The sequence below is a fragment of the Vibrio hangzhouensis genome (genome assembly GCF_900107935.1).
In the GTDB taxonomy this organism is placed as follows: Bacteria; Pseudomonadota; Gammaproteobacteria; order Enterobacterales; family Vibrionaceae; genus Vibrio; species Vibrio hangzhouensis.
Genome location: NZ_FNVG01000007.1, coordinates 140,078 through 164,844, shown reverse-complemented (window position 1 = coordinate 164,844; position 24,767 = coordinate 140,078). Strand labels below are relative to the sequence as shown.

At 49.3% G+C, this 24,767-nt stretch carries 15 protein-coding genes; 11 read left to right on the top strand and 4 right to left on the bottom strand.

The window, feature by feature from the left end; translation table 11 throughout:
• Nucleotides 1–14: 14 nt before the first annotated feature.
• Nucleotides 15–953 carry a tRNA modification radical SAM protein MnmL/YtqA gene (gene mnmL / locus C4S60_RS09480; RefSeq protein ID WP_103880105.1) on the bottom strand — a complete coding sequence of 313 codons (939 nt, stop codon included), beginning with the start codon at nucleotides 951–953 and terminating at the stop codon, nucleotides 15–17.
• Nucleotides 954–1,478: 525 nt separating this feature from the next.
• On the opposite strand from mnmL, the gene gltB (C4S60_RS09475) reads away from it, so the two are divergent.
• The 11 genes from gltB (C4S60_RS09475) to C4S60_RS09425 all read left to right on the top strand — a co-directional run bounded on the left by gltB (C4S60_RS09475) (nucleotide 1,479) and on the right by C4S60_RS09425 (nucleotide 20,068).
• Nucleotides 1,479–6,026, top strand: coding sequence for a glutamate synthase large subunit (gltB, locus tag C4S60_RS09475; protein ID WP_103880104.1), 4,548 nt, complete (start codon nucleotides 1,479–1,481; stop codon nucleotides 6,024–6,026).
• The gene (locus C4S60_RS09470) at nucleotides 6,026–7,495 is read left to right on the top strand and encodes a glutamate synthase subunit beta (RefSeq protein ID WP_103880103.1); all 1,470 of its coding nucleotides are present in this window, start codon (nucleotides 6,026–6,028) and stop codon (nucleotides 7,493–7,495) included. Before gltB (C4S60_RS09475) ends, C4S60_RS09470 begins: the two co-directional genes overlap by 1 nt.
• A 371-nt stretch (nucleotides 7,496–7,866) precedes the next feature.
• Nucleotides 7,867–12,330 (top strand): glutamate synthase large subunit, encoded by a 4,464-nt coding sequence (gene gltB / locus C4S60_RS09465; protein ID WP_103880102.1) that lies wholly within the window; start codon nucleotides 7,867–7,869, stop codon nucleotides 12,328–12,330.
• An 18-nt stretch (nucleotides 12,331–12,348) separates the two neighbouring features.
• Nucleotides 12,349–13,761, top strand: coding sequence for an FAD-dependent oxidoreductase (locus C4S60_RS09460; protein ID WP_103880101.1), 1,413 nt, complete (start codon nucleotides 12,349–12,351; stop codon nucleotides 13,759–13,761).
• Between the two features lie 49 nt (nucleotides 13,762–13,810).
• Complete coding sequence (locus tag C4S60_RS09455; protein ID WP_103880100.1) at nucleotides 13,811–14,251, top strand: DUF1499 domain-containing protein; 441 nt, start codon at nucleotides 13,811–13,813, stop codon at nucleotides 14,249–14,251.
• A gap of 85 nt (nucleotides 14,252–14,336) precedes the next feature.
• Nucleotides 14,337–15,032 carry a 5'-methylthioadenosine/S-adenosylhomocysteine nucleosidase gene (gene mtnN, locus C4S60_RS09450; protein WP_103880099.1) on the top strand — a complete coding sequence of 232 codons (696 nt, stop codon included), beginning with the start codon at nucleotides 14,337–14,339 and terminating at the stop codon, nucleotides 15,030–15,032.
• A 42-nt stretch (nucleotides 15,033–15,074) separates the two neighbouring features.
• Nucleotides 15,075–16,028 carry a cobalamin biosynthesis family protein gene (locus C4S60_RS09445; protein ID WP_103880098.1) on the top strand — a complete coding sequence of 318 codons (954 nt, stop codon included), beginning with the start codon at nucleotides 15,075–15,077 and terminating at the stop codon, nucleotides 16,026–16,028.
• A 3-nt stretch (nucleotides 16,029–16,031) separates the two neighbouring features.
• A complete protein-coding gene (gene btuF / locus C4S60_RS09440; protein WP_103880097.1) occupies nucleotides 16,032–16,856 on the top strand; it encodes a vitamin B12 ABC transporter substrate-binding protein BtuF in 825 nt (274 codons plus the stop codon).
• 108 nt (nucleotides 16,857–16,964) lie between these two features.
• A complete protein-coding gene (locus C4S60_RS09435; RefSeq protein ID WP_425275115.1) occupies nucleotides 16,965–17,573 on the top strand; it encodes a TRIC cation channel family protein in 609 nt (202 codons plus the stop codon).
• Between the two features lie 115 nt (nucleotides 17,574–17,688).
• Complete coding sequence (locus C4S60_RS09430; protein ID WP_103880095.1) at nucleotides 17,689–19,146, top strand: ATP-binding cassette domain-containing protein; 1,458 nt, start codon at nucleotides 17,689–17,691, stop codon at nucleotides 19,144–19,146.
• 55 nt (nucleotides 19,147–19,201) lie between these two features.
• On the top strand, nucleotides 19,202–20,068 hold the full coding sequence (locus tag C4S60_RS09425) for a LysR family transcriptional regulator (RefSeq protein ID WP_103880094.1): 867 nt from the start codon (nucleotides 19,202–19,204) through the stop codon (nucleotides 20,066–20,068).
• Here C4S60_RS09425 and C4S60_RS09420 read toward each other — a convergent pair.
• The 3 genes from C4S60_RS09420 to carB form a co-directional block, all read right to left on the bottom strand.
• Entirely contained in the window at nucleotides 19,998–20,777 is a 780-nt protein-coding gene (locus C4S60_RS09420; RefSeq protein ID WP_103880093.1) for a TSUP family transporter, read from the bottom strand. The two genes, C4S60_RS09425 and C4S60_RS09420, sit on opposite strands and share 71 nt — an antisense overlap.
• Nucleotides 20,778–20,875: 98 nt before the next feature.
• Nucleotides 20,876–21,373 (bottom strand): porin family protein, encoded by a 498-nt coding sequence (locus C4S60_RS09415; RefSeq protein ID WP_103880092.1) that lies wholly within the window; start codon nucleotides 21,371–21,373, stop codon nucleotides 20,876–20,878.
• A gap of 165 nt (nucleotides 21,374–21,538) precedes the next feature.
• Nucleotides 21,539–24,763, bottom strand: coding sequence for a carbamoyl-phosphate synthase large subunit (gene carB, locus C4S60_RS09410; protein ID WP_103880091.1), 3,225 nt, complete (start codon nucleotides 24,761–24,763; stop codon nucleotides 21,539–21,541).
• Between the last annotated feature and the right edge of the window lie 4 nt (nucleotides 24,764–24,767).

The window sequence follows — 24,767 nt, the reverse complement described above, 5'->3', positions numbered from 1 at the left end:
ACACGGAAGGCGAATTATTTGAGAACAGGTTTGTGATAGATAAACGAATTCGTGGTCAGCGAGCCTTGCGCCCCCTCTTTTGTCAGGGTACGGCCCAGTTCCGTCATTGCCAGCCAGCGATTTTCACACCAGAGCGGGGAAAGCAATGTCGGTCGCCTCGCTGAAGAGGAGACTCGGTGGTAGACAATTTCTGCTGGCGTGCGGCGTATCATTTCACTGGCCACATCCAGATAGAACTCCAGAGTGGGTGCTTCCAGTCGTCCGGCACGCCATGCCTTAGCCATGGTACTGCCCTCAACAATATGCAAGCCGTGAAGTTTGATCCCGTCTGTTCCGGTCTTCAGCACCTTTTCCAGTGTCTGCAGGTTGTCCTGCTTGGTCTCATTAGGCAGGCCCACAATAAGGTGAGTACACACCTTGATACCAAGAGCCCGTGCACGTCGGGTGATCTCATCGTACACCGCAAAATCATGACCACGGTTAATTCGTTTCAAAGTCTGATCATGAGCGGTCTGTAATCCGAGTTCCAGCCAGATTTCATAACCTTGCTCGACGTAACCCGCCAACAATTCCAGCACTGAGTCCGGAACGCAGTCTGGACGGGTACCCACACACAGGCCGACGATATCAGCGTACTTCAGTGCCTCTTCATACATATTCTTCAGAACCTGCACTTCGGCATAAGTACTGGTATAGGCTTGAAAATACGCTAGATACTTTTTCGCACGCTTTACTTCGCCCGCGCGATCAGACAGTTGCTCATGGATCGACTGTATTTGAGTCTCTTCACTGGCAAAGGATGCAACATTGCAAAATGTGCAACCGCCACGTCCGATGGTACCATCGCGGTTTGGACAGCTGAAACCGCCGTGCAGGGTCAGTTTGTGAACTTTCTCTCCATAACGGCGTTGTAAATCCTGGCCGATGGTATTCACCAACTCATGTAATTGCATGCTCAATAACCTATTAATAAGAATGAATCTCACTCTAATTTGTGAAACTAAATTACATCCCTGCAAAAGAAAACCATGCATCGTATCAGCACGCTGTTAAACATCGCTTAACCAAAATCAATAAATATGCATAAAAACAAGCAAAAAACGGCAAATGTTGCAGTTATGTTATGGAATATATTCAAAACTAGATAAAAAAAATGTGTAACAGACGTAAGTTTCGTTGGAATTACAGAGAACAAAATTGTAGGATACTTACACAATTCTGCTGTATTTGCCGTTTTTATTACAGTATGAATTAGTAGATTGAAGGTTGATATTCTACTCCCAGCAACACATTTCACTAAATTATGAAATGCAGACATTAGATATCACCAAGGAATGTTTTTCTCGCAATACTTTTCCTGCGAGATGCTGAATGGACTCGAAAGCTGCCCCCTCTGGCAGTCAAGAATCAAAATTACAAAGGACAAGGCGCAACCACACACTATTGTTGTGCCTGGATTTAACTGGAAGGAAGTATCTATGGTAGATAGAGAGCAGAATACACAAGGTCTGTATACTCCTGAACTGGAGCATGACGCTTGTGGTATCGGTTTTGTTGCTCACCTAAAAAACCGTAAATCTCACGAAGTAGTGACTCAAGCCCTGGATATGCTGGCTCGAATGGAACACCGTGGTGGTCAGGGTTGTGACCCATGCAGCGGTGACGGCGCAGGTATCCTACTTCAAAAACCGCATGAGTTTCTTTTAGAAGAGTCAGTAAAGCTTGGCATCAAGCTACCCTCTTTTGAAAAGTACGGTGTCGGTGTGGTGCTATTCCCTAAAGACGAGCACAAACGCGCACAGTGTCGTGACATTCTGGAACGCAACGCTAAGCGTCTGGATCTTGAAGTTATTGGTTACCGCGTACTGCCAACCGACAACTCTATGATCGGTGCTGACCCGCTAAGCACTGAGCCTCAATTTGAACACGTATTCGTAACTGGCGGCCCAGGCTGCACACCAGAAGAGCTAGAGCGTAAGCTTTATGTACTGCGTAACTACACGGTTCGCGTCTGTCTGGAAAGCGTGTCAAACATTGGCGATGACTTCTACATCAACTCGATGTCATACAAGACTCTTGTTTATAAGGGTCAGCTAACGACAGAGCAGGTACCTCAGTACTTCCTCGATCTACAGAATCCAACGATGGTGACAGCACTGGCTCTGGTTCACTCTCGTTTCTCTACCAATACTTTCCCGAAATGGCGCCTAGCACAGCCTTTCCGTTACATTGCCCACAATGGTGAAATCAACACCGTACGCGGTAACCTGAACTGGATGAAGGCACGTGAAGCGATCATCGAATCTGACTTGTTCACTCAAGCAGAGATCGACATGCTGCTCCCTATCTGTCAGGAAGGCAGTTCGGATTCATCCAACTTCGATATGGCACTTGAGCTCCTGGTTCTGTCTGGTCGTAGCCTGCCACATGCGTTGATGATGATGATCCCTGAAGCATGGCAAGAAAACAAAAACATGGACCCAACACGTCGTGCGTTCTACCAGTATCACGCGAACGTAATGGAACCATGGGACGGCCCGGCATCGGTGTGCTTTACTGACGGTGTTCAGGTAGGTGCAACGCTTGACCGTAACGGTCTGCGCCCGTCGCGTTATACCGTGACTAAAGATGACTTCCTAGTGATGGCATCAGAATCTGGTGTTGTCGACATTGAGCCAGAGAACGTTGAGTTCCGTGGTCGTCTGCAACCTGGCCGTATCTTCGTTGCTGACCTAGAGCAAGGTCGCATCATCTCTGATGAAGAAGTAAAAGATGGCATTGCAAGTGCTCAGCCATACCAGAAATGGGTGGAAGAGAACCTACTTAGCCTTAAGAAGCTTCCAGATGCGAGCAACGAGTTCAGCCAACCTTCTCCAGAGAAGCTATTGCACAAACAGCAAGCGTTTGGTGTCAGCTCAGAAGAAGTGAACGAAATCATCGTACCTATGGCAAAAGATGGCAAAGAGCCATTGTCTGCAATGGGTGCTGACTGGCCGCTGGCGATCCTTTCGCACCAGTCACAACATCTGTCCAACTACTTTAAACAGCTATTTGCTCAGGTTACTAACCCGCCAATCGATCCGATTCGTGAGCGTATGGTGATGTCACTGAACACTTACCTAGGTAAAGATCAGAACCTCCTGACTGAATCGCCAGAGCACTGCCAAAAAGTAGAGCTTGAGTCTCCGGTTCTATCTAACTCAGAGCTTGAAAAGCTGCGTGCTATCGATAACGAGCACCTACAAGCGAAAACGTTAGATATCGTATTCCAAGCGAGCGAAGACGAAGGCAAGCTAGAGCGTGCCCTAAAACGTATCTGCCAATACGCTGAAGACGCAGTGATCGATGGTTACTCAATCATCCTTCTAACTGACCGTGCGGTTAACTCAAACCATGCGGCTATCCCAGCAATGCTAGCCGTAGGCGCGGTTCACCATCACCTAATCCGCAAAGGCTTACGTGCTAAGTGTGACATCGTAGTAGAAACCGGTGACGCACGTGAAACACACCACTTTGCAACACTGGTGGGCTATGGTGCAAACGCGGTTAACCCATACCTAGTTATTGAAACTATGGTTGAGCTGCAGCGCACTAAGAAGTTAGATCCTGAAACGACTATCTCTGAGCTGTTTGAGAACTATCGTAAGGCCATCAATGGCGGTCTGTTGAAGATCTTCTCGAAGATGGGTATCTCGACGCTTCAGTCTTACCACGGTGCGCAAATCTTTGAAGCACTTGGTGTAAGCAAATCAGTGGTTGAGAAATACTTCACGGGTACCGTTTCACGTATCCAAGGCCTAACGATTGATGACATCGCTAAAGAAGTTCTGATCCGTCACCGCGTAGGCTTCCCTGCACGTGAGATCCCAGTTCAAGTACTTGATGTCGGTGGTGTTTATCAGTGGAAACAGCGTGGTGAGAAGCACCTGTTCAACCCAGAAACTATCTCGCTGCTGCAACAATCTACGCGCAACAAAGACTTTGCTCAATTTAAGCAATACGCGAAAGCAGTTGATGATCAGGGCGACAACGCCGCAACACTGCGTAGCCAGTTAGACTTTGTTAAGAATCCTGCAGGTTCGATTCCTCTAGAAGAAGTCGAGCCAATCGAAAGCATCCTTAAGCGTTTCGCCACGGGTGCAATGTCATTCGGTTCTATCTCGTACGAGGCGCACTCTACCCTGGCCGTTGCGATGAACCGCATCGGTGCGAAATCGAACTCGGGTGAAGGTGGTGAAGACCCTACACGTTTCGAGCGCAAAGAGAACGGCGATTGGGAACGCTCTGCCATCAAACAGGTAGCATCCGGTCGTTTCGGTGTGACATCTTACTACCTGACCAACGCTGATGAGTTACAAATCAAGATGGCTCAAGGCGCGAAGCCAGGTGAAGGTGGTCAGCTACCAGGTGATAAAGTAGATGACTGGATCGGTGCAACACGTCACTCGACTCCGGGCGTTGGTCTGATTTCTCCACCGCCGCACCACGATATCTACTCAATCGAAGATTTGGCTCAGCTGATCTACGACTTGAAGAATGCTAACCGTGCTGGCCGCGTGAATGTGAAGCTAGTATCAGAAGCCGGCGTGGGTACTATCGCCTCTGGTGTTGCAAAAGCAAAAGCAGACGTCGTTCTTATCGCAGGTTTCGATGGTGGTACCGGTGCATCTCCGATGTCATCAATTCGCCACACGGGTCTTCCATGGGAGCTAGGTTTGGCGGAAACGCACCAAACACTTCTGAAGAACGGCCTACGTAACCGTATCGTGGTTCAATCTGATGGTCAGATGAAAACACCTCGCGACCTAGCAGTGGCGACTCTGCTTGGTGCTGAAGAATGGGGTGTTGCAACCGCAGCACTAGTGGTTGAAGGCTGTATCATGATGCGCAAGTGTCACAAGAACACTTGCCCAGTGGGTATCGCAACGCAAAACAAAACTCTACGTGAGCGCTTTGACGGTCGCGTGGAAGACGTGGTGACCTTCTTCCAATACATGGCTGAAGGCCTGCGTGAAATCATGGCTGAGCTTGGCTTCCGCACTATCGATGAGATGGTCGGTCAATCTCAGAAACTAAAAGTTCGTGACGACATCGCTCACTGGAAATATAAGAACCTGGATCTCACGCCTGTTCTGCACATTGAACAAGCACGTGAAGAAGACGGTGTTTACAACCAGACAGAGCAAAACCACAACCTGGAACAAGTTCTGGACCGTAAGTTGATTCAAGCCGCTATCCCAGCACTTGAGAAGGGTGAAGCAGTAAATGCTGAGTTCCCAATCATCAACACGGATCGCTCTGCAGGTACCATGCTGTCGAACGAGATCTCTAAAGTTTACAAAGACCAAGGTCTACCACAGCCAATGAACGTCAAGTTCAACGGCTCTGCGGGTCAGTCATTCGGTGCTTTCCTTGCTAAGGGCGTGAAGTTCGAAGTGGAAGGTGATGCGAACGATTACTGGGGTAAAGGTCTGTCTGGCGGCACCTTGGTGCTGTACCCAGATGCAAAATCGAGCATCGTTGCGGAAGACAACATCGTTGTTGGTAACGTTTGTTTCTATGGTGCGACATCTGGTGAATCTTTCATCCGCGGTATGGCTGGTGAGCGTTTCTGTGTTCGTAACTCTGGCGCGAAAGTTGTGGTTGAAGGCGTGGGTGACCACGGCTGTGAATACATGACTGGCGGTGTTGCGGTTATCCTTGGCTCAACAGGTCGTAACTTTGCCGCTGGTATGAGTGGTGGTGTGGCTTATGTTTGGGATAAAGCCGGTGACTTTGAAACCAAGCTCAACCCAGAACTGGTCGACCTGGACCCTATCGAACAAGAAGATCGCGAACTACTACTAGACATGCTGAATAAGCATGTGGAGTTCACAGGAAGTGAAGTCGCTCAGTCTTTCCTAGACAACTTTGAAGCAAGCATTGCCTCGCTGGTGAAAGTGATGCCACGCGACTATAAAGCAGTGCTACAAAAGCGCAAAGCAGAAGCTGAGCAAGCGCAAACGGAACAAGTGGAGGCAGTATAATGGGTAAGCCTACTGGATTTTTAGAACATGGTCGCGAGCTTCCAAAGAAGCTCGACCCAACAGTTCGTATTGAAGACAACAAAGAATTCGTTCTGAACGAAGAGTTTGGCGACAAAATCAATACTCAGGCTTCTCGTTGTATGGATTGTGGCGTGCCGTTCTGTCATAGCGGCTGCCCGATCGGTAACATCATCCCTGAGTTCAACGATGCCGTATATCGCGACAGTTGGGAAGAAGCCTGGAACATTCTGAGCTCAACCAACAACTTCCCTGAGTTCACGGGACGTGTATGTCCATCTCCATGTGAGAGTGCTTGTGTGCTTGGTATTAACCAGGACCCAATCACTATCTGTAACATTGAGAAAACCATCGTTGAGACCGCTTATCGCGAAGGTTATGCGAAACCAAAAACACCGCGTGCACGCACGGGTAAAACCGTTGCAATCATCGGTTCTGGTCCTGCCGGTCTGTCGGCTGCAGAGCAGCTCAACAGTGCAGGTCACTCTGTGACAGTATTTGAGCGCGACGAGAAAGTCGGTGGTCTGCTTCGCTTCGGCATCCCAGATTTCAAACTGGGTATGGACGTGATTGACCGTAAGATCAACCTAATGGCTGAAGCTGGTGTTGAATTCAAAGTAAATCAGCACGTGGGTGTTGACGTTAACGCTCAGCAGCTGCGTCAGGAGTTTGATGTCGTACTACTAACAGGTGGCTCTACAGTGCCTCGTGACCTACCGGTTCCTGGTCGTGAGCTAAACGGCGTTCACTTCGCGATGGAATTCCTTGCACAGAACAACCGCCGAGCAAACGACATGGACCTGAAAGGCGAAGAGATCCACGCCAAAGATAAACACGTTGTGGTGATCGGTGGTGGTGATACTGGTTCTGACTGTGTTGGTACCTCAAACCGTCATAAGGCTGCCAGCGTAACTCAGGTAGAAATCATGCCGATTCCGCCGGAGAAGCGACCAGCCAATATGCCTTGGCCGCAATACCCAATGATCATGAAGACCACCACTTCTCACGAAGAAGGTTGTGAACGTCATTGGAATATCCTGACCAAAGAGTTCATCGGCAACGATGAAGGTCAGGTAACCGGTCTGCGCATTGCCGATATCGTTTGGAAAGATGCGGCACCTGGTGAGCGTCCATCATTCGAAGAAGTGGCAAACTCTGAACGCGTTATTCCATGTGACATGGCCTTCCTGGCAATGGGCTTCCTACACCCAGAACCAACAGGCGTGCTTGCACAGTTGGATATCAAGCTTGACGAACGTGGTAACGTTGCTGCGAGCAACTTCCAAACCAATCAACAGGGTGTTTTTGCCGCTGGTGATATGCGTACTGGTCAGTCACTGGTCGTACGCTGCATCAACGAAGGCCGTGAGTGTGCACGCGCCGTCGATGAATACCTAATGGGCAACACCAACCTTGAAGCGAAGGCAAACTCTTTGATGCTTTCTGCTTAAAGGTTTTCTGTATGGTTACACTGAATAAGTAACTGACAGCATTCCTTCCGAACTTGGCCAGCAATATGCTGGCCTTTTTTGTAGCCGATAAACACCTTGTTACGCAAAATGTTAATAGCCTCTCCATTTTGATGAAAATGACCCTAGCCCTTCATAGTGAAATCCGCTGGTTTTCCGATTCACACATAACAATTTTCCGAAAACTTGACCTTTCTCGCCATAAGCTATACGTTGTGAATTCCGTGAAAATAGAATAGATACAATTTGTTAAAAGTTTTACGACAATAAATGTGACCCAAATAACAACAAAAAGTCATTAAAAAGCATTAATTTACTGTCAGGATGACAGCAAGCTCAAAGGGAGAAAGGCAATGGCTCTTTACGATCCAAGTCTTGTAAAAGACAACTGTGGATTTGGTCTTATTGCGCATATGCAAGGTCAGCCCAGCCACAAACTGGTGCGCACCGCAATCTCAGCACTAGACCGCATGACTCACCGAGGCGGTATCAACTCCGACGGAAAAACAGGCGATGGATGTGGCTTGTTACTTCAAAAACCCGATTCATACTTCCGGTTAATTGCAGAAGAAAATGAATGGAATCTGGGAAAACAGTATGCCGTTGGCATGCTTTTTCTTTCCAAAGATCCGGTAAAAGCTCAGACAGCCAAAGACATCATTAACCAAGAACTGGCTCAGGAAACCCTGACCATTTCTGGCTGGCGCGATGTCCCTACGAATGAACAGGTTCTCGGCCCGATAGCCATGAGCTCTCTGCCAAATATTGTTCAGGTCTTCATTTCGGCTCCTGCAGGTTGGCGTGAACAAGACGTCGAACGACGTCTGTATATCGCCAAAAGGCGCATTGAAAAACGCATCAATGACGATGCCGACTTCTATATCTGTAGCCTGTCGACACAAGTGATCGTCTATAAAGGTCTGTGTATGCCGGCCGATCTTCCGCGATTCTACCTTGATCTTGCCGATCTTCGGATGGAGTCGTCAATCTGCTTATTCCACCAGCGCTTTTCAACCAATACTCAGCCACGCTGGCCATTGGCACAGCCGTTCCGCTATTTGGCGCACAATGGTGAAATCAATACCATCGAAGGTAACCGCCAGTGGGCAAAAGCGCGCGCTTACAAATTCGCCTCACCGCTATTGCCAGACCTACAAACTGCAGCACCATTTGTTAATGAGACTGGCTCAGACTCTTCGAGCTTAGATAACATGCTGGACCTATTCCTGTCTGGCGGTATGGATATCTTCCGCGCGATGCGAATGCTGGTGCCACCCGCATGGCAAAATCACCCGGACATGGACCCGGATCTGCGAGCCTTCTATGACTTCAACTCCAAACACATGGAGCCATGGGATGGGCCGGCAGGAATCGTTCTGTCCGATGGTCGCTACGCGGCCTGCAATCTGGACAGAAACGGCCTTCGCCCGGCGCGTTATGTTATCACCAAAGACAACCTCATTACCCTCGCATCCGAAGTCGGCATTTGGGACTACGCCCCCGATGAAGTGGCAGAAAAAGGTCGTGTCGGCCCTGGAGAACTACTGGTTGTCGACACTCAGGAAGGGCAACTTTGGCACTCCGACGACATAGATAATGATCTCAAGAGCCGACACCCTTACCGAGAGTGGATGGAGAATAACGTTCACAAACTGACCCCATTTAGTGAGCTCAAAGATGAGCAGGTTGGTGAGCGCAGCTTTGATGAAACTCTGCTTAAGACCTATCAAAAGCAGTTCGCCATGACCAACGAAGAAACTGATCAGGTGCTTCGCGTATTGGGCGATATGGGCCAAGAAGCCGTTGGCTCTATGGGTGACGATACGCCTATGGCGGTTCTGTCTTCCAAAGAACGTTTGGTTACTGACTACTTCCGCCAGAAATTTGCTCAGGTCACCAACCCGCCTATCGATCCATTGCGTGAAAAGCACGTCATGTCACTCGCGACCAGTGTCGGTCAAGAGATGAATGTGTTCTGTGAGACCGATGGTCATGCCTATCGCGTCACCTTCGACTCACCAGTATTGCTGTACTCTGACATACAGCAGCTACTAGAGCTAAGCGACAAACACTATCGCAACACGATCCTCGACATTAACTACGATCCCAACGAGAAAGATCTCAAACAAGCTCTCCTCGATCTCTGTGATCAAGCTGAAACGGTGGTTAAGGAAGGTACTGTATTAGTGGTACTTTCTGATCGCGCACTGGTTAAAGGTAAGCTACCTATCCCAGCGGCCATGGCAGTTGGCGCTGTGCAAACAAGATTGATTGAAGCGAACCTTCGTTGTGATGCCAACATTATTGTCGAAACCGCGACAGCACGTGATCCGCACCAGTTTGCCGTATTGCTTGGCTTTGGTGCTACTGCCATCTACCCATATCTAGCCTACGAGGCACTTGGCAAGCTAGTAGACGATGGTGCGATAAACAAGAGCTATCGCGAGGTCATGCAAAATTATCAATACGGTATCAACAAGGGGCTATACAAGATCATGTCGAAGATGGGTATCTCGACCATCGCTTCCTACCGTTGCTCGCAACTGTTTGAAGCGGTCGGTCTGCATACCGATGTGGTTAATCTCTGTTTCACGGGCGTTACCACCCGTATTCAAGGTGCGAACTTCGACGACTTCCAACAAGACTTGTTTAACCTGTCTCGCAAGGCATGGGCAAAACGAAAACCGGTTGAACATGGTGGTCTACTCAAATACGTCCACGATGGCGAATACCACGCCTATAACCCGGATGTCGTAGGTACGCTGCAACAAGCAGTGAAGTCGGGTGAATCTACGGATTACCGTTCTTTTGCCAAGCAGGTAAACGACCGTCCTGTTGCTATGCTTCGTGACTTGATGAAGCTAAAAAAAGCCGACCAGGCTCTGCCACTAGAGCAAATTGAACCAAAAACAGAGCTGTTCAAACGTTTTGATTCTGCCGCCATGTCAATTGGCGCATTGAGCCCAGAAGCGCACGAAGCGCTAGCCATAGCGATGAATAAACTCGGCGGCTACTCTAACTCTGGCGAAGGGGGAGAAGACCCTCGTCGCTTTGGTACCAATCGAAATTCACGTATTAAACAGATTGCCTCTGGTCGTTTTGGCGTAACACCACACTACCTCACCAATGCCGACGTGTTGCAAATCAAGGTAGCACAAGGCGCTAAACCGGGAGAAGGCGGACAGCTTCCAGGTCACAAGGTGACGGCTGAGATCGCCAAACTGCGTCACTCAGTGCAAGGGGTTACACTCATCTCCCCTCCTCCACATCACGACATATACTCCATTGAGGATTTAGCCCAGCTTATCTTTGATTTGAAGCAGGTTAATCCCGATGCCTTGGTATCGGTGAAACTGGTTTCCGAACCTGGTGTAGGCACAATTGCTACTGGTGTAGCTAAAGCATATGCAGACCTCATCACCATCTCTGGCTACGATGGCGGCACGGCAGCCAGCCCTCTGACATCGGTGAAGTATGCCGGTTGTCCGTGGGAGCTAGGGCTTGCCGAAACGCAGCAAGCACTGGTTGCCAATAACCTACGCCACAAGATCCGCCTGCAAGTCGATGGCGGTTTGAAGACGGGTCTGGATGTAGTGAAAGCCGCGATCCTCGGTGCTGAAAGCTTTGGTTTTGGTACCGCACCTATGGTGGCAATGGGCTGTAAGTTCTTGCGTATCTGTCACTTGAACAACTGTGCAACCGGCGTTGCTACGCAAGATGAAACGCTGCGTAAAGAGTACTTCAAAGGTCTGCCTGAAATGGTGGTCAACTATTTCACAGGCCTTGCCGATGAGGTACGTGAATTACTCGCTGAGTTAGGTGTAGAAAAGCTGACTGACTTGATTGGTCGCACTGATTTGCTGGAAGCGGTAGAGGGGATGACAGCGAAGCAATCAAAACTCGATCTCTCCAATATCCTTGAGGCGCCAGTATCACCGCTGTCCCACCCACTGTATTGGACAGAGCCTAACCATCCATTCGATGCCGCCGAGCTGAACCAGAAGATCAATAATGAAACACGCGCTGCGGTTGAAAGTCAGTCCGGTGGAAACTTCTACTTTGATGTTCGTAACACCGATCGTTCTGTCGGAGCCAGGTTGTCTGGTGAGGTCGCCAAACGCTATGGCAACCAGGGCATGGCAACCAACCCAATTAAGCTCTATTTAGATGGGACGGCAGGTCAGTCACTGGGGGTATGGAATGCTGGCGGGGTGGAAATCTACCTAACAGGCGATGCTAATGACTATGTAGGCAAAGGCATGGCTGGCGGTAAGTTAGTTATCAAACCTCACGTAGGCACAACCTTCACGTGTAATGACGCCACCATCATTGGTAACACCTGTCTTTACGGTGCAACCGGCGGCAAGCTCTTTGCTGCGGGTACCGCTGGTGAGCGCTTTGGAGTGCGTAACTCGGGCACCATAGCGGTGATTGAAGGTGCGGGTGACAATGCCTGTGAATACATGACAGGCGGTATTGTGGCTATCCTTGGCGCGACTGGAGTTAACTTTGGCGCGGGTATGACGGGCGGCTTTGCTTATGTCATGGACAGCAATGATGACTTTGAAGGTCGCGTCAACACCGAGTCGGTCGATGCAATTTCTCTGTCGGATCTGTACATCCATCAGGAACACCTACGCGGCCTCATTGCCGAGCACCTTGAGGAGACAGGCTCAGTACACGCTGAAAACATTCTGGCAAACTTCGATGAATGGATTCCAAAGTTTTATCTAGTGAAACCGAAAGCCGCGGATCTCAACACGCTGCTTGGTCACCAAAGCCGAAGCGCCGCAGAGCTGCGCGTTCAAGCCCAATAATTGGAAGGAGCCTGAATTATGAGCCAGAACGTATACCAATTTATTGATGTGAACCGAGTCGATCCGGCGAAAAAGCCCATCAAGGTTCGCAAGATAGAGTTCGTTGAGATCTACGAACCCTTCACCAAGCAACAAGCCACCGCTCAGGCCGATCGCTGTCTGGATTGTGGTAACCCTTACTGTGAGTGGAAATGTCCGGTACACAATTACATTCCTCAATGGCTCAAACTTGCCAATGAGGGGCGCATTTTGGAAGCGGTTGAGCTTTCGCACCAAACCAACAGTCTTCCAGAAGTGTGTGGACGTGTGTGTCCACAAGATCGTCTCTGTGAAGGGTCGTGCACACTGAATGATGACTTTGGTGCCGTCACGATCGGTAATATCGAGAAGTACATCACCGACAAAGCGTTTGAAATGGGCTGGAAACCGGACATGTCGCATGTCGAATGGACCGATAAAAAGGTCGCCATAATTGGTGCCGGTCCTGCAGGCCTCGCCGCCGCTGATATCTTAGTGCGTAATGGCGTTAAGCCCGTAGTCTTTGACCGTTACCCAGAAATAGGCGGACTGCTCACCTTCGGCATCCCATCTTTTAAGCTTGAAAAAGATGTGATGCTTAACCGTCGCCGCATCTTTAGCGACATGGGCGTTGAGTTTAGACTTAATACCGAGGTGGGTAAAGATGTAGATATGGCCACTCTGGTTGACGAGTTCGATGCCGTCTTCTTGGGCGTTGGGACATACAAGAACATGCGAGCCGGTTTAGAGAATGAGGATGCGCCAGGCGTATTTGATGCTCTGCCGTTCCTTATTTCCAATACCTATAAGGTCATGGGATTAGCAGGTGATCAACCTTTCATTGACATGCAGGGGAAAAAAGTGGTGGTTCTTGGTGGTGGTGACACGGCCATGGACTGCGTCCGAACCTCTATCCGCCAAAGTGCTAATAACGTCATTTGTGCTTACCGCCGTGATGAAGAAAACATGCCCGGTTCAAGACGTGAGGTGAAAAACGCGCGTGAAGAAGGGGTAAACTTCATGTTTAACCTGCAGCCACTGGGCATCGAAGTGGACGCCAATGGTAACGCCTGTGGCGTGAAAGTGGTGAAAACGGCGTTAGGCGAGCCGGACGAGGCGGGACGTCGCCGACCAGAGCCAGTAAAAGGCAGTGAACATGTGCTAGAAGCTGATGCTGTGATCATGGCCTTTGGCTTTCAACCACATCAAATGACCTGGCTGGAACCTTATGGTGTCGAGCTCGATCAATGGGGCCGAATCAAAGCTCCCGTGAGTCAGACGTTTATGTATCAGACCACCAATGAGAAGATTTTTGCCGGAGGCGATGCCGTGCGTGGATCGGACTTAGTGGTGACCGCCATCGATGAAGGACGCAAAGCGGCAGAAGGCATACTAGACTTCTTAGAGGTATAGGACTTTCATTCAATAGCCCAGCCTAGCTGGGCTTTTTTAAGGAATGCATATGACAATCGCCCGAATCATCGCCCTGTCCTCCACCCTCATTCTCGCTGCCTGTAGTGCCCCTAGAAACACAACAGCGGATCTGTCAGAACAACCCTGTGGTGACAACCCACGCTGTGTTTCAACTCAGGACAATCGGGAAGAGTTTGAGCTGGCGTCATTCATCCTGACACCAAACGCAACGATCGATCAAATAGCACAAGTGGCCCTGAGCTTCCATCGATCAGAACTGGCAGACAAGCGAGATGACTATCTGCGAATAGAGTACACCTCTGAGATATTTGGCTACATTGATGATATGGAACTCAAAATCAAGGATGGACGTTTAATCGTCCGCTCTGAAGCCCGCATCGGTTACTATGATTTCAAGGTCAATCGAGACCGGGTGGAAGCGTTTCGAGCCAAACTGATTGAAACTGGATTGGTCATCGCAAATCCCTAGCCGCTACTGCCAGTAAAAGTTGGGCTGAATCGAGACTGTTGCTATACTGCACGCCAAAATACGTTTCCTACTTGAGAGAATCTCTATGAAAATCGGCGTAATTGGCGCAATGGAGCAAGAAGTTTCCATCCTTAAATCAGCACTGAGCAACCTGGAGCAGATCCAGAAAGGTGGCTGTACGTTCTACACGGGTCAACTGGACGGTGCCGACATTGTTTTACTGCAATCCGGGATCGGCAAAGTCGCTGCCGCTGTGGGTACAACGATTCTTCTTAGCGATTATCAACCAGACGTCGTCATCAACACAGGTTCTGCTGGCGGTTTTGCGCCCTCTCTGAATCTGGGAGATGTTGTCATTTCAACTGAAGTTCGCCACCACGACGCAGATGTAACCGCATTTGGTTATGAGATTGGTCAAATGGCCGGCCAACCAGCGGCCTTTAACGCGGATCAAAAGCTGATGGACGTTGCAGAGCAGGCTCTGGCTCAGATGGAAGACAAGCATGCTGTGCGTGGTTTGATCTGTACCGGTGACGAGTTTGTTTGCCGCCCTGAGCGCCAGACCTATATCCGCGAAAACTTTCCTGGTGTTATCGCTGTAGAAATGGAAGCTTCAGCCATTGCTCAAACTTGCCATCAGTTCAACACCCCATTTGTGGTGGTGCGCGCGATTTCTGATGTTGCCGATAAAGAATCACCAATGAGCTTTGAAGAGTTCCTTCCGCTTGCTGCAAAAAGCTCGTCAGAGATGGTGGTTAAAATGGTTGAGCTACTTAAATAAGCACTACCTGAAATTAAGGACATACCACGCAAGGACCGCTAAATGGGCTCTTTTATTGAGAGTTTGTATGGAAATGGCGCGCTGCTTATCATGTGGGGCGCGCTCTTATTTCATCTGCTTATCCCTATTCCTCCGGCTGCGCATCCCGTGCGCTTTTGGCAGCAACTGGCACGACTCATCGCCAGTAAGGTCAACACCGCAACCTCTTCTGCCCAGCAGAAACAGTTATCCGGTACACTGGCCCTATTATTAATGTTAGTGCCCACCCTACTGGTCCTTATTGCACTCCAGTCCATTGTTTGGAAAGCGGAGTTCTATCACTTGGCACTGTTACTACTGGCTCTCGACTGGCGTGGTAACGAAACGTTTATGCGTCGCCTTATTGAGGCGCTGGCTAAAGAAGATAAACCACACGCTCGTCGTCTGTTGTCGACTAAAATCAATCGTGACACCAACACACTATCCTTATTAGGCATAGGTAAAGCCGGTGCTGAGACCCTACTCCTGAGCTATGCGCGTAATGTGGTCGGTGTCCTGTTCTGGTACAGCCTGTTAGGTGGCATTGGTGCCCTGTTCTATCGACTGACACTGGAACTGGCCCGGAACTGGAGCCCGAGCCAACGTAACTTCTCGGAATTTGGCCGTGCGGCTGCTTCACTCTTTGTTCTGCTTGACTTTGTTCCGCAGAGATTGTTTTCATTACTGGTGATGCTCGGTATGCCCGTTCACATAGTCCGGCAAGCACTATCACAGTCGAAAGCCTGGCATAATTCGGTGACCGGATGGTTAATTTGCAGTTATGCGCACCGCTTTGAACTGGCGCTGGGCGGTCCGGCTATCTATCAGGGAGAGAAACACCAGCGCGCACGAGTGGGTGGAAAAATCGCGCCATCGGCTTATCATTTGGCTCAATTGCAAAAGCACATCGCCTGGCGTATTTACCTGTGGCTAGTTCTGCTGAGTCTGATCATGTTCATTGTTCATAAGGGCTTTTAAATCATGAAGAAAAGGCTGGCTTTCCTGTTAGGTATTGTAATGGTGCCGAATGCACTGGCCGCTCCTCAACGTATTATCAGTCTGGCCCCCCATGCTACCGAACTGGCTTATGCTGCAGGGCTTGGCGATAAGCTGATCGCCGCCAGTGAGTACAGTGACTATCCTCCACCCGCAAAGAAACTGGAGCGAGTGTCCAATTATCAGGGCATCAAATTAGAGCGTATCGTTGCATTACAGCCTGATTTGATTCTTGTATGGCCCGCAGGCAATCCAGCAAGGGAGCTCGAAAAACTGGAGAAGCTCGGCTTCAATCTGTTTTATTCTGAAACAGCCTCCCTCAATGATATTGCTATTAACCTGAAAAGACTCAGCCAATATGCTGAAGACCCTTCTGTAGGTCAGGAAGCTGCACTCAACTTTACTACCAGGCTCCATCAACTCAAGCAACAGTATGATACGAACGAGCCAGTGCGCTACTTCTATCAACTCAGCGAGAAACCCATTATTACACTCGCACAGGGCAACTGGCCCAGTGAAGTGTTTGAGTTTTGTGGTGGTGAAAATATTTTCTCTGATAGCAAAGCTCCTTACCCTCAAGTCAGTCAGGAACAGATAATTGTTCGTCAGCCTCAAGCGATCTTTACCTCCGAGCATGCCATTGCTAACGGTAACCTGTGGCAGCAATGGTCTGCGGAACTGCCTGCCGTTGAACAACAGCATATCTGGTCTTTGACCTCAGACTGGCTCAACCGGCCAACACCAAGAACCCTGCTCGCCATCGACCAGATATGCAACTATTTCGAACAAGTTCGGTTAAAAAATAAATGAGAAGCTGATCACATTTAAATAGGAAGCACTAGGCGCAATCATTAAATCCCGTAAAATTAGCCCACTTTCCTATTTAAATGCTTCAGTGAGAATACAGCTGTGGACTCCATGCTCTATTTGGTCGACTTATTTGGTACGGCAGTGTTTGCAATATCGGGAGTGATACTTGCAGGAAGACTTAGGATGGACCCTTTTGGTGTAATGGTACTGGGCAGCGTCACCGCCATTGGTGGCGGTACGATCCGCGATATGGCTCTGGGGGCCACCCCGGTTTTTTGGATTACTGATACCACGTATCTCTGGGTGATTTTCATTACCTGCTTGTTGACGATGTTACTGGTTCGCCATCCCCGCCGTCTCCCCTGGTATGTATTGCCAGTCTGTGACGCCGTCGGCCTTGCGGTCTTCGTCGGTATCGGTGTTGAAAAGGCGCTAATGTTTCAGGATTCGTATATGGTCGCCGTGATCATGGGCGTTATAACAGGCTGTGGTGGCGGGATAATCCGGGATGTGCTGGCACGGGAAGTTCCTATGGTTCTGCGCCGCGAAGTTTATGCAACAGCCTGTATTATTGGTGGCCTCTTCCATACCAGTGCGCTGTTGCTCGGCGCATCGTCCGAGATTGCTTTCCTGTGCTGTATTGTTGCGACACTGGTTATTCGTCTTGGTGCGATTCGATGGCACTTATCGCTACCTACCTTCGCCCTCGACCGGTAACGACTTCAAAACAGACTAGAGATTGGTAAATCTCTAGTCTTTACCCTTCATTTTTCCCTTTCGCTTTAGTATGTTGGTTAAACATGCGATTTACTCCACCGACAGGGAATAGTCTATGGATATCACTTTTAACAGCCTCTTGGTTAATCAGGCAGGTACTCTCTCCATTCCACACTGGCACATTAAACCCAACGAGCACTGGGCCGTTTTTGAAACTCAGGGCAATGTGGGAGCCATGTTAGGTGACCTGTTGTGTGGCGAGCTCACCGCAGATAGCGGCAGCATCGACCTGCCGAAATCCGGTATCGCTCAGGTATCCCTGGCGGAGCAGCAGCGCCTGCTCGCTCTGGAAAACGCCAATGATGACACGGATTTTATGGACAAAATTGATTTTGGCCGTAGTGTCGAACAACTCATCGCCGAATTCGCTGAGAACCCGCAAATTACTCAACAACTGATGCAGGAGCTTGACCTGTTACATCTCCAGCACAGAGGCTTTAAACAACTCTCTACTGGCGAAACCCGTCGCGTCATGCTTGCTCGAGCTCTGGCCAAATCACCGAAGTTTCTGATCCTGGATGAACCTTTTGTTGGATTGGATAAACAGCATCGTAGCTTGCTGGCGAACTACCTTCGCGATTTGTCACTGCATATTCAGCTAATAATAATCACTTCACGCGAAGACGAGGTCCCTTCCTGGGTATCACATGTGGCAATGTTTGAAGAGGGAGAACTAAAGCAACAACTCAACTACCCGCAGTGGTGCTCCCACCCGATCATTTCTCAACTATTAGCTCAGTCTTCTGAGCAGAGTGAGCAGTGGCTGACCTTAATCCGTAAGCATCAACACCAATCACAATTCACCAACCCATTGGTCAAAATCACCAATGGCCATGTGGAGTATGTCGACCAGAAAATCTTCTCCGGAATCAACTGGCAAATCAATAAAGGGGAGCATTGGCAAGTGCGTGGGCCTAATGGCTGCGGAAAAAGCACCTTGCTGGGGATGATTTTCGGGGATCATCCGCAATGCTATAGTAACGATATCCACATCTATGGAATGAAGCGCGGCAGTGGAGAGACCATCTGGGATATTAAACAGCACACTGGCATGGTGTCGTCCTCACTGCACCTTCAGTATCGGGTCAACTGCAGCGCACTCGAGGTACTGCTGTCCGGCTATTTCGATTCCATTGGCTTGTATGACAAACCGAGTAAGAATCAAATTGAAACCGCAAAAGAGTGGCTGACTCTGCTACATATGGAAGCTCTTCATGACCGTTCTTTTAAAACACTGGAATACAGTCAGCAAAGACTACTGCTGATCGCCCGGGCTATCATCAAACAACCAACTATTTTGATTCTGGATGAACCCTATCAAGGGCTCGACTTTCTGGGTCGTAAGCTGGTGATGAATGCGTTAAATATGATTGCACAAGAGAATCTTAGTCAACTTTTATATGTATCTCATTACGTTGAAGATGAGCTCGACAGTATTCAGCACTTTGTCGATTTCGTACCAGATGATGACGGTCAGGGCTATACGGTTAAGTTGTCACAACGTCCAGGCTAAGTAGTATTTAGTGTTATAATGACAGTTAATCATTCCTATTTTTCATTAAAAAGACATGCTACTGGAAGGAATAGAAACTCTGCTGGTGCTGGCGCAAGAAAAGACCATGAGCCGCACAGGAAGTCGACTGTACATCAGCCAATCAGCGGTCAGTAAACGGATTGCGAATCTTGAGAAAAGGTTGGGTAAGAAACTGATTGAACCCGAAGGCCGACAGATCAAACTGACGCCTGATGCTCACTCATTGATTGAGCGGATTGGCCCCAGTCTTAATGAGCTTCGTGGGCTGATTGCAGAGCAACAAGTGCTCGACGACCGCTCTCTAATCCGCATTGACTGCTCTGAAACTCTGGTGGCGGGATACCTGAGTGAAACGTTGCCGGGCATGCTTAAGCATGATCCTTTTGTCACGATCACCACGAACCACACACCGAGAATTATTGAACACGTTAAATCCGGTGACGCCGCGATTGGGCTTTGTGCCGGGCACTTAAATGCACGCCTGGGGTTACACGCAACCCATCTTTTCAATGAGCCTTTCAGGGTGGTCAGCAAACACCCTCTGGGTACCCCACCAGCAAAACTCATTACCAATGATCTGAATAACCCCGCCAATACTTACCAAGCTGGGTTCCTGCAACAAGCCGGCATCCGACCCAGTATGCAGATGGACTCTTATACCGCGGCAGCGCAACTGGCGATTCAGGGCGTATCACCCGCTTTGGTACCGTTATCAATCATAAAAACCCTCCATATCGATGAAGAGCTGTGCTTTGATTTTGACTTTTTGACCCAACTAACACGCCCGGTTCATGTGGTTTACCGTCCGTCAGCATTAAAACAACAACGCCTCAGAACAATGATTGAAACCATTGAGGATGCTGTTCCCAAAGTAGCTTTATTGCCATCACCATCGACATAAGCACCACCAGTGGACGAATGAACTTTCGTCCCTTTGACACGACCACTTTCGCTCCCATACGAGCCCCCAGGAAACCGCCCACTGCCATGACAAGACCTATCTCCCAAACCGGTAAACCGGCAATGACGAAAAAAATCAGCGCCGCGAGATTTGACGTAAAATTAAGAACCTTAGTTCTTGCTGTGGCATGAACAATGGATAACTGGGCAATCGCCACAAAGCAAATGGTAAAGATAGAGCCGGTTCCAGGCCCAAAGAACCCATCGTAAAAGCCCACCCCTGTGCCAACGGAAAATGCGAACATCGTCTCAGACAGCCTAGGCTTCCCTCGCCCTTCACCCGCTTGGGGAGCAAACAAGAAATACAAAGAGATAGCCAGCAACAAGATCGGAATCAAACTGGTTAACACACCGGCATCAATGTGCTGCACCAACTCGGCACCAATGGCAGAGCCAATAAAAGTGCAGGCAATCGCCAGCCGCATATCCTTTAAATCAACAATGCCGTTACGAACAAAATACCAGGTTGCAGAAAAGCTACCAAATGAGCTTTGAAGCTTGTTAGTCGCCAGAGCCTGCGTTGGCGGCACACCCGCCGAGAGCAGAGCTGGCAGCGTCAACAGACCACCACCACCGGCCATCGCATCAATAAATCCAGCCAGGCTGGCCACCAAAAACAACATCCCTAAAATTTCAATTGTAACTTCCATGCGCCGGACTCAAACTCATATCGTTGCGCTATTTTACTTGCCACAAGCACTAACACTAGCGAAATTGAGGATAGAAACCCATTCCTATCAGGCATAGATTAAAAGTGGTAACTCAGGCCGATATTGACCGCATTGCCGCTGTAGAGTCTGCGTTGTGCTAACGATACGTATTCCAGCGATCCTTTTACCTTTTCGCTAAAAGCGTATGACACACCGGCCCCGCCTGAGAATGAACTCTGAACATTACTGCTTGCCGAATGTTGCCTGCTGATATTGACACCTGCCAGCGCGTAGACAGAAAAACACTCGCCGAACGGATAACTGACTCTGGCATACAGCTGTGACTGGTGCAGAGGGAGCGTGCTGACGCGTTCGATCGCATAGAAATATCGACCTTCTAACGCAAAATGTTCACTAAATGAGTACCCCGCCTGTACCCCCAGATTACTGACATTTGATGGGGGTAGTTTGATGGAATCGTTGGCGACTCGCACTGTACTTAACAGAGTACCAAGATATAAACCATTGTCGGCCATCACAGGTGTGGTGAGTGTGGTTAGCGCGAATAGCGCCGCCGTTGAGAGTTTCGATTTCACTGCTGTTTTCCTGTGTTTTAATTGAAAACAGGAATATAGCGCCAAGGCTATTTGATTAAAAAACAGTCTCTGACTTGACTTGGTAACAAAAAAAGCCCGCTCAAGTGAGCGGGCAATGAGGTTGTCTAGAAGGCAGGGCAAACCTGCTTCTTAGTTTTTATCCGATTAAGCGTTTTTGATTTGCTCGTGCAGTTCTTGTACTGACGTTACCGATATTTTTGCATCAGCAGTGTGAGCCATACACGTTGCGAACGCTGCGTTTAGCGTTGTGGTGTAGTTCACTTTCTCCGCCAGAGCACCGCGACGTAGAACTTTGGAGTCTTCAATCGCCTGACGACCAGCAGCCGTGTTCACGATGTAGGTGTACTCGTTGTTCTTGATGCGGTCCAGGATGTGTGGACGACCTTCGTGTACCTTGTTCACAAGACGAGGGTTGATGCCAGCTTCACCTAGGATAACTGCTGTACCGTGTGTCGCATCTAGTTGGTAGCCAAGCTTAGTTAGCTTAGACGCTAGGTCAACGACGCGCTGCTTGTCGCCTTCGCGAACAGACAGTAGTGCGCGGCCGCCTTCTGGGTAAACATTACCACAACCTAGTTCTGCTTTCGCGTAAGCTTCTGCGAACGTTGCGCCAACACCCATAACTTCACCAGTAGAGCGCATTTCTGGGCCTAGTAGTGGGTCAACACCTGGGAACTTGTTGAACGGCAGTACCACTTCTTTCACAGAGTAGTATGGTGGGATGATCTCTTTAGTAAAGCCTTGAGACTCTAGAGATTGGCCCGCCATTACACGTGCTGCGATTTTCGCAAGTGGTGCACCTGTTGCTTTAGAAACGAACGGTACCGTACGTGCTGCACGTGGGTTTACTTCGATTAGGTAAACCTTGTTGTCTTTGACAGCAAACTGAGTGTTCATTAGTCCACGTACACCCAACTCGAACGCTAGCTTTTCAACTTGCTCACGCATAGTGTCTTGGATTTCCGCACTCAGCGTGTAAGCAGGAAGTGAACATGCTGAGTCACCTGAGTGAACACCCGCTTGCTCGATGTGCTCCATGATGCCGCCGATAACTACACGCTCCCCGTCACAGATAGCATCGATATCGACTTCTACTGCGTCGTCAAGGAAGCTATCTAGAAGTACTGGCGATTCGTTAGACACGCTCACTGCTTCGTTGAAGTAGCGACGTAGGTCTTGCTCGTCGTATACGATTTCCATCGCACGACCACCGAGTACGTATGAAGGACGTACAACAAGTGGGAAGCCGATTTCACGAGATTTATCAACTGCCTGCTCAAGCGTCGTTACTGTGGCGTTTTCTGGTTGTAGTAGGCCTAGACGGTCTACGGCAACTTGGAAGCGCTCACGATCTTCTGCACGGTCGATAGCGTCTGGGCTAGTACCAATGATCGGCACACCCGCCGCTTCTAAGGCACGAGCCAGTTTCAGTGGAGTTTGACCACCGTACTGAACGATAACGCCTTTTGGCTTCTCAACGCGTACGATTGACAGTACATCTTCAAGCGTTACCGGTTCGAAGTACAGACGATCTGACGTGTCGTAATCCGTTGATACTGTCTCAGGGTTACAGTTAACCATGATGGTTTCGTAACCGTCTTCACGCAGTGCAAGAGACGCGTGTACACAGCAGTAGTCAAATTCAATACCCTGACCGATACGGTTAGGACCACCGCCCAGAACCATGATCTTGTCTTTGTCTGTTGGCTGCGCTTCACACTCTTCATCGTAAGATGAGTACATGTAAGCCGTGTCAGATGAGAACTCTGCTGCACAGGTATCTACGCGCTTGTAAACAGGGTGAATCTCGTACTGGTCACGTAGACGACGGATTTCGCTTTCAGAGACACCTAGCAGAGTCGATAGGCGTGCATCCGCGAAACCTTTACGCTTCATCTTGCGAAGTACGTCTTGAGTTAGACCTGCGAAACCGCCTGCCTTAACTTCGTTCTCTAGTTTCACAATCTCTTCGATTTGAACCAGGAACCAACGGTCGATTTGCGTTAGGTTGAATACGCCGTCAACCGACAGACCGGCACGGAATGCGTCTGCGATGTACCAGATACGCTCCGCACCCGCTTCTTTCAGCTCGTGACGGATTTTAGATAGTGCGTCTGGAGAGTCTAGGTCAACCATCTCATCAAAGCCGTTCACGCCTACTTCTAGACCGCGAAGTGCTTTTTGTAGAGACTCTTGCTGGTTACGACCAATCGCCATTACCTCACCAACAGACTTCATCTGAGTCGTTAGACGGTCGTTAGCACCGGCGAACTTCTCGAAGTTAAAGCGAGGGATCTTAGTCACAACGTAGTCGATAGTTGGTTCGAACGATGCTGGAGTTGCGCCGCCCGTGATGTCGTTCATTAGCTCGTCTAGAGTGAAGCCAACTGCCAGTTTCGCTGCAATCTTCGCGATTGGGAAACCTGTTGCTTTAGACGCTAACGCAGAAGAGCGAGATACACGCGGGTTCATCTCGATGATAACCATACGGCCATCTTTCGGGTTGATACCAAACTGAACGTTTGAACCACCGGTTTCTACACCGATTTCACGCAGAACCGCTAGAGAAGCGTTACGCATCAATTGGTATTCTTTGTCGGTCAGCGTTTGCGCTGGCGCCACTGTGATTGAGTCACCAGTGTGAATACCCATTGGGTCGAAGTTTTCAATCGCACAAACGATAATACAGTTGTCCGCTTTGTCACGAACCACTTCCATCTCGTACTCTTTCCAGCCGATTAGCGACTCATCGATAAGAAGCTCATTAGTTGGAGAAAGGTCTAGACCGCGGCGACAGATCTCTTCGAACTCTTCTTTGTTATACGCGATACCACCACCAGTACCACCCATAGTGAAAGAAGGGCGGATGATACAAGGGAAGCCAACCATATCAAGAACGCCATAAGCTTCTTCCATAGTCTTAGCCGTGTCAGCACGTGGACACTCCAGGCCGATTGACTTCATCGCTTTATCGAAGCGAGAGCGGTCTTCTGCTTTATCGATAGCGTCAGCCGTTGCACCGATCATCTCTACACCGAACTCAGCAAGTACACCGTGCTTTTCTAGGTCTAGAGCACAGTTAAGTGCAGTCTGACCACCCATAGTAGGCAGTACTGCATCTGGACGCTCTTTCTCGATGATCTTACGAACCACTTCCCATTGGATAGGCTCAATATAGGTTGCATCTGCCATGTCTGGGTCAGTCATGATAGTTGCAGGGTTCGAGTTCACAAGAATAACTCGGTAACCTTCTTCGCGCAGTGCTTTACACGCTTGAGCGCCTGAGTAGTCAAACTCACAAGCCTGACCGATGACGATTGGGCCAGCACCAAGAATTAGAATACTTTTTAAGTCAGTACGTTTTGGCATTCTC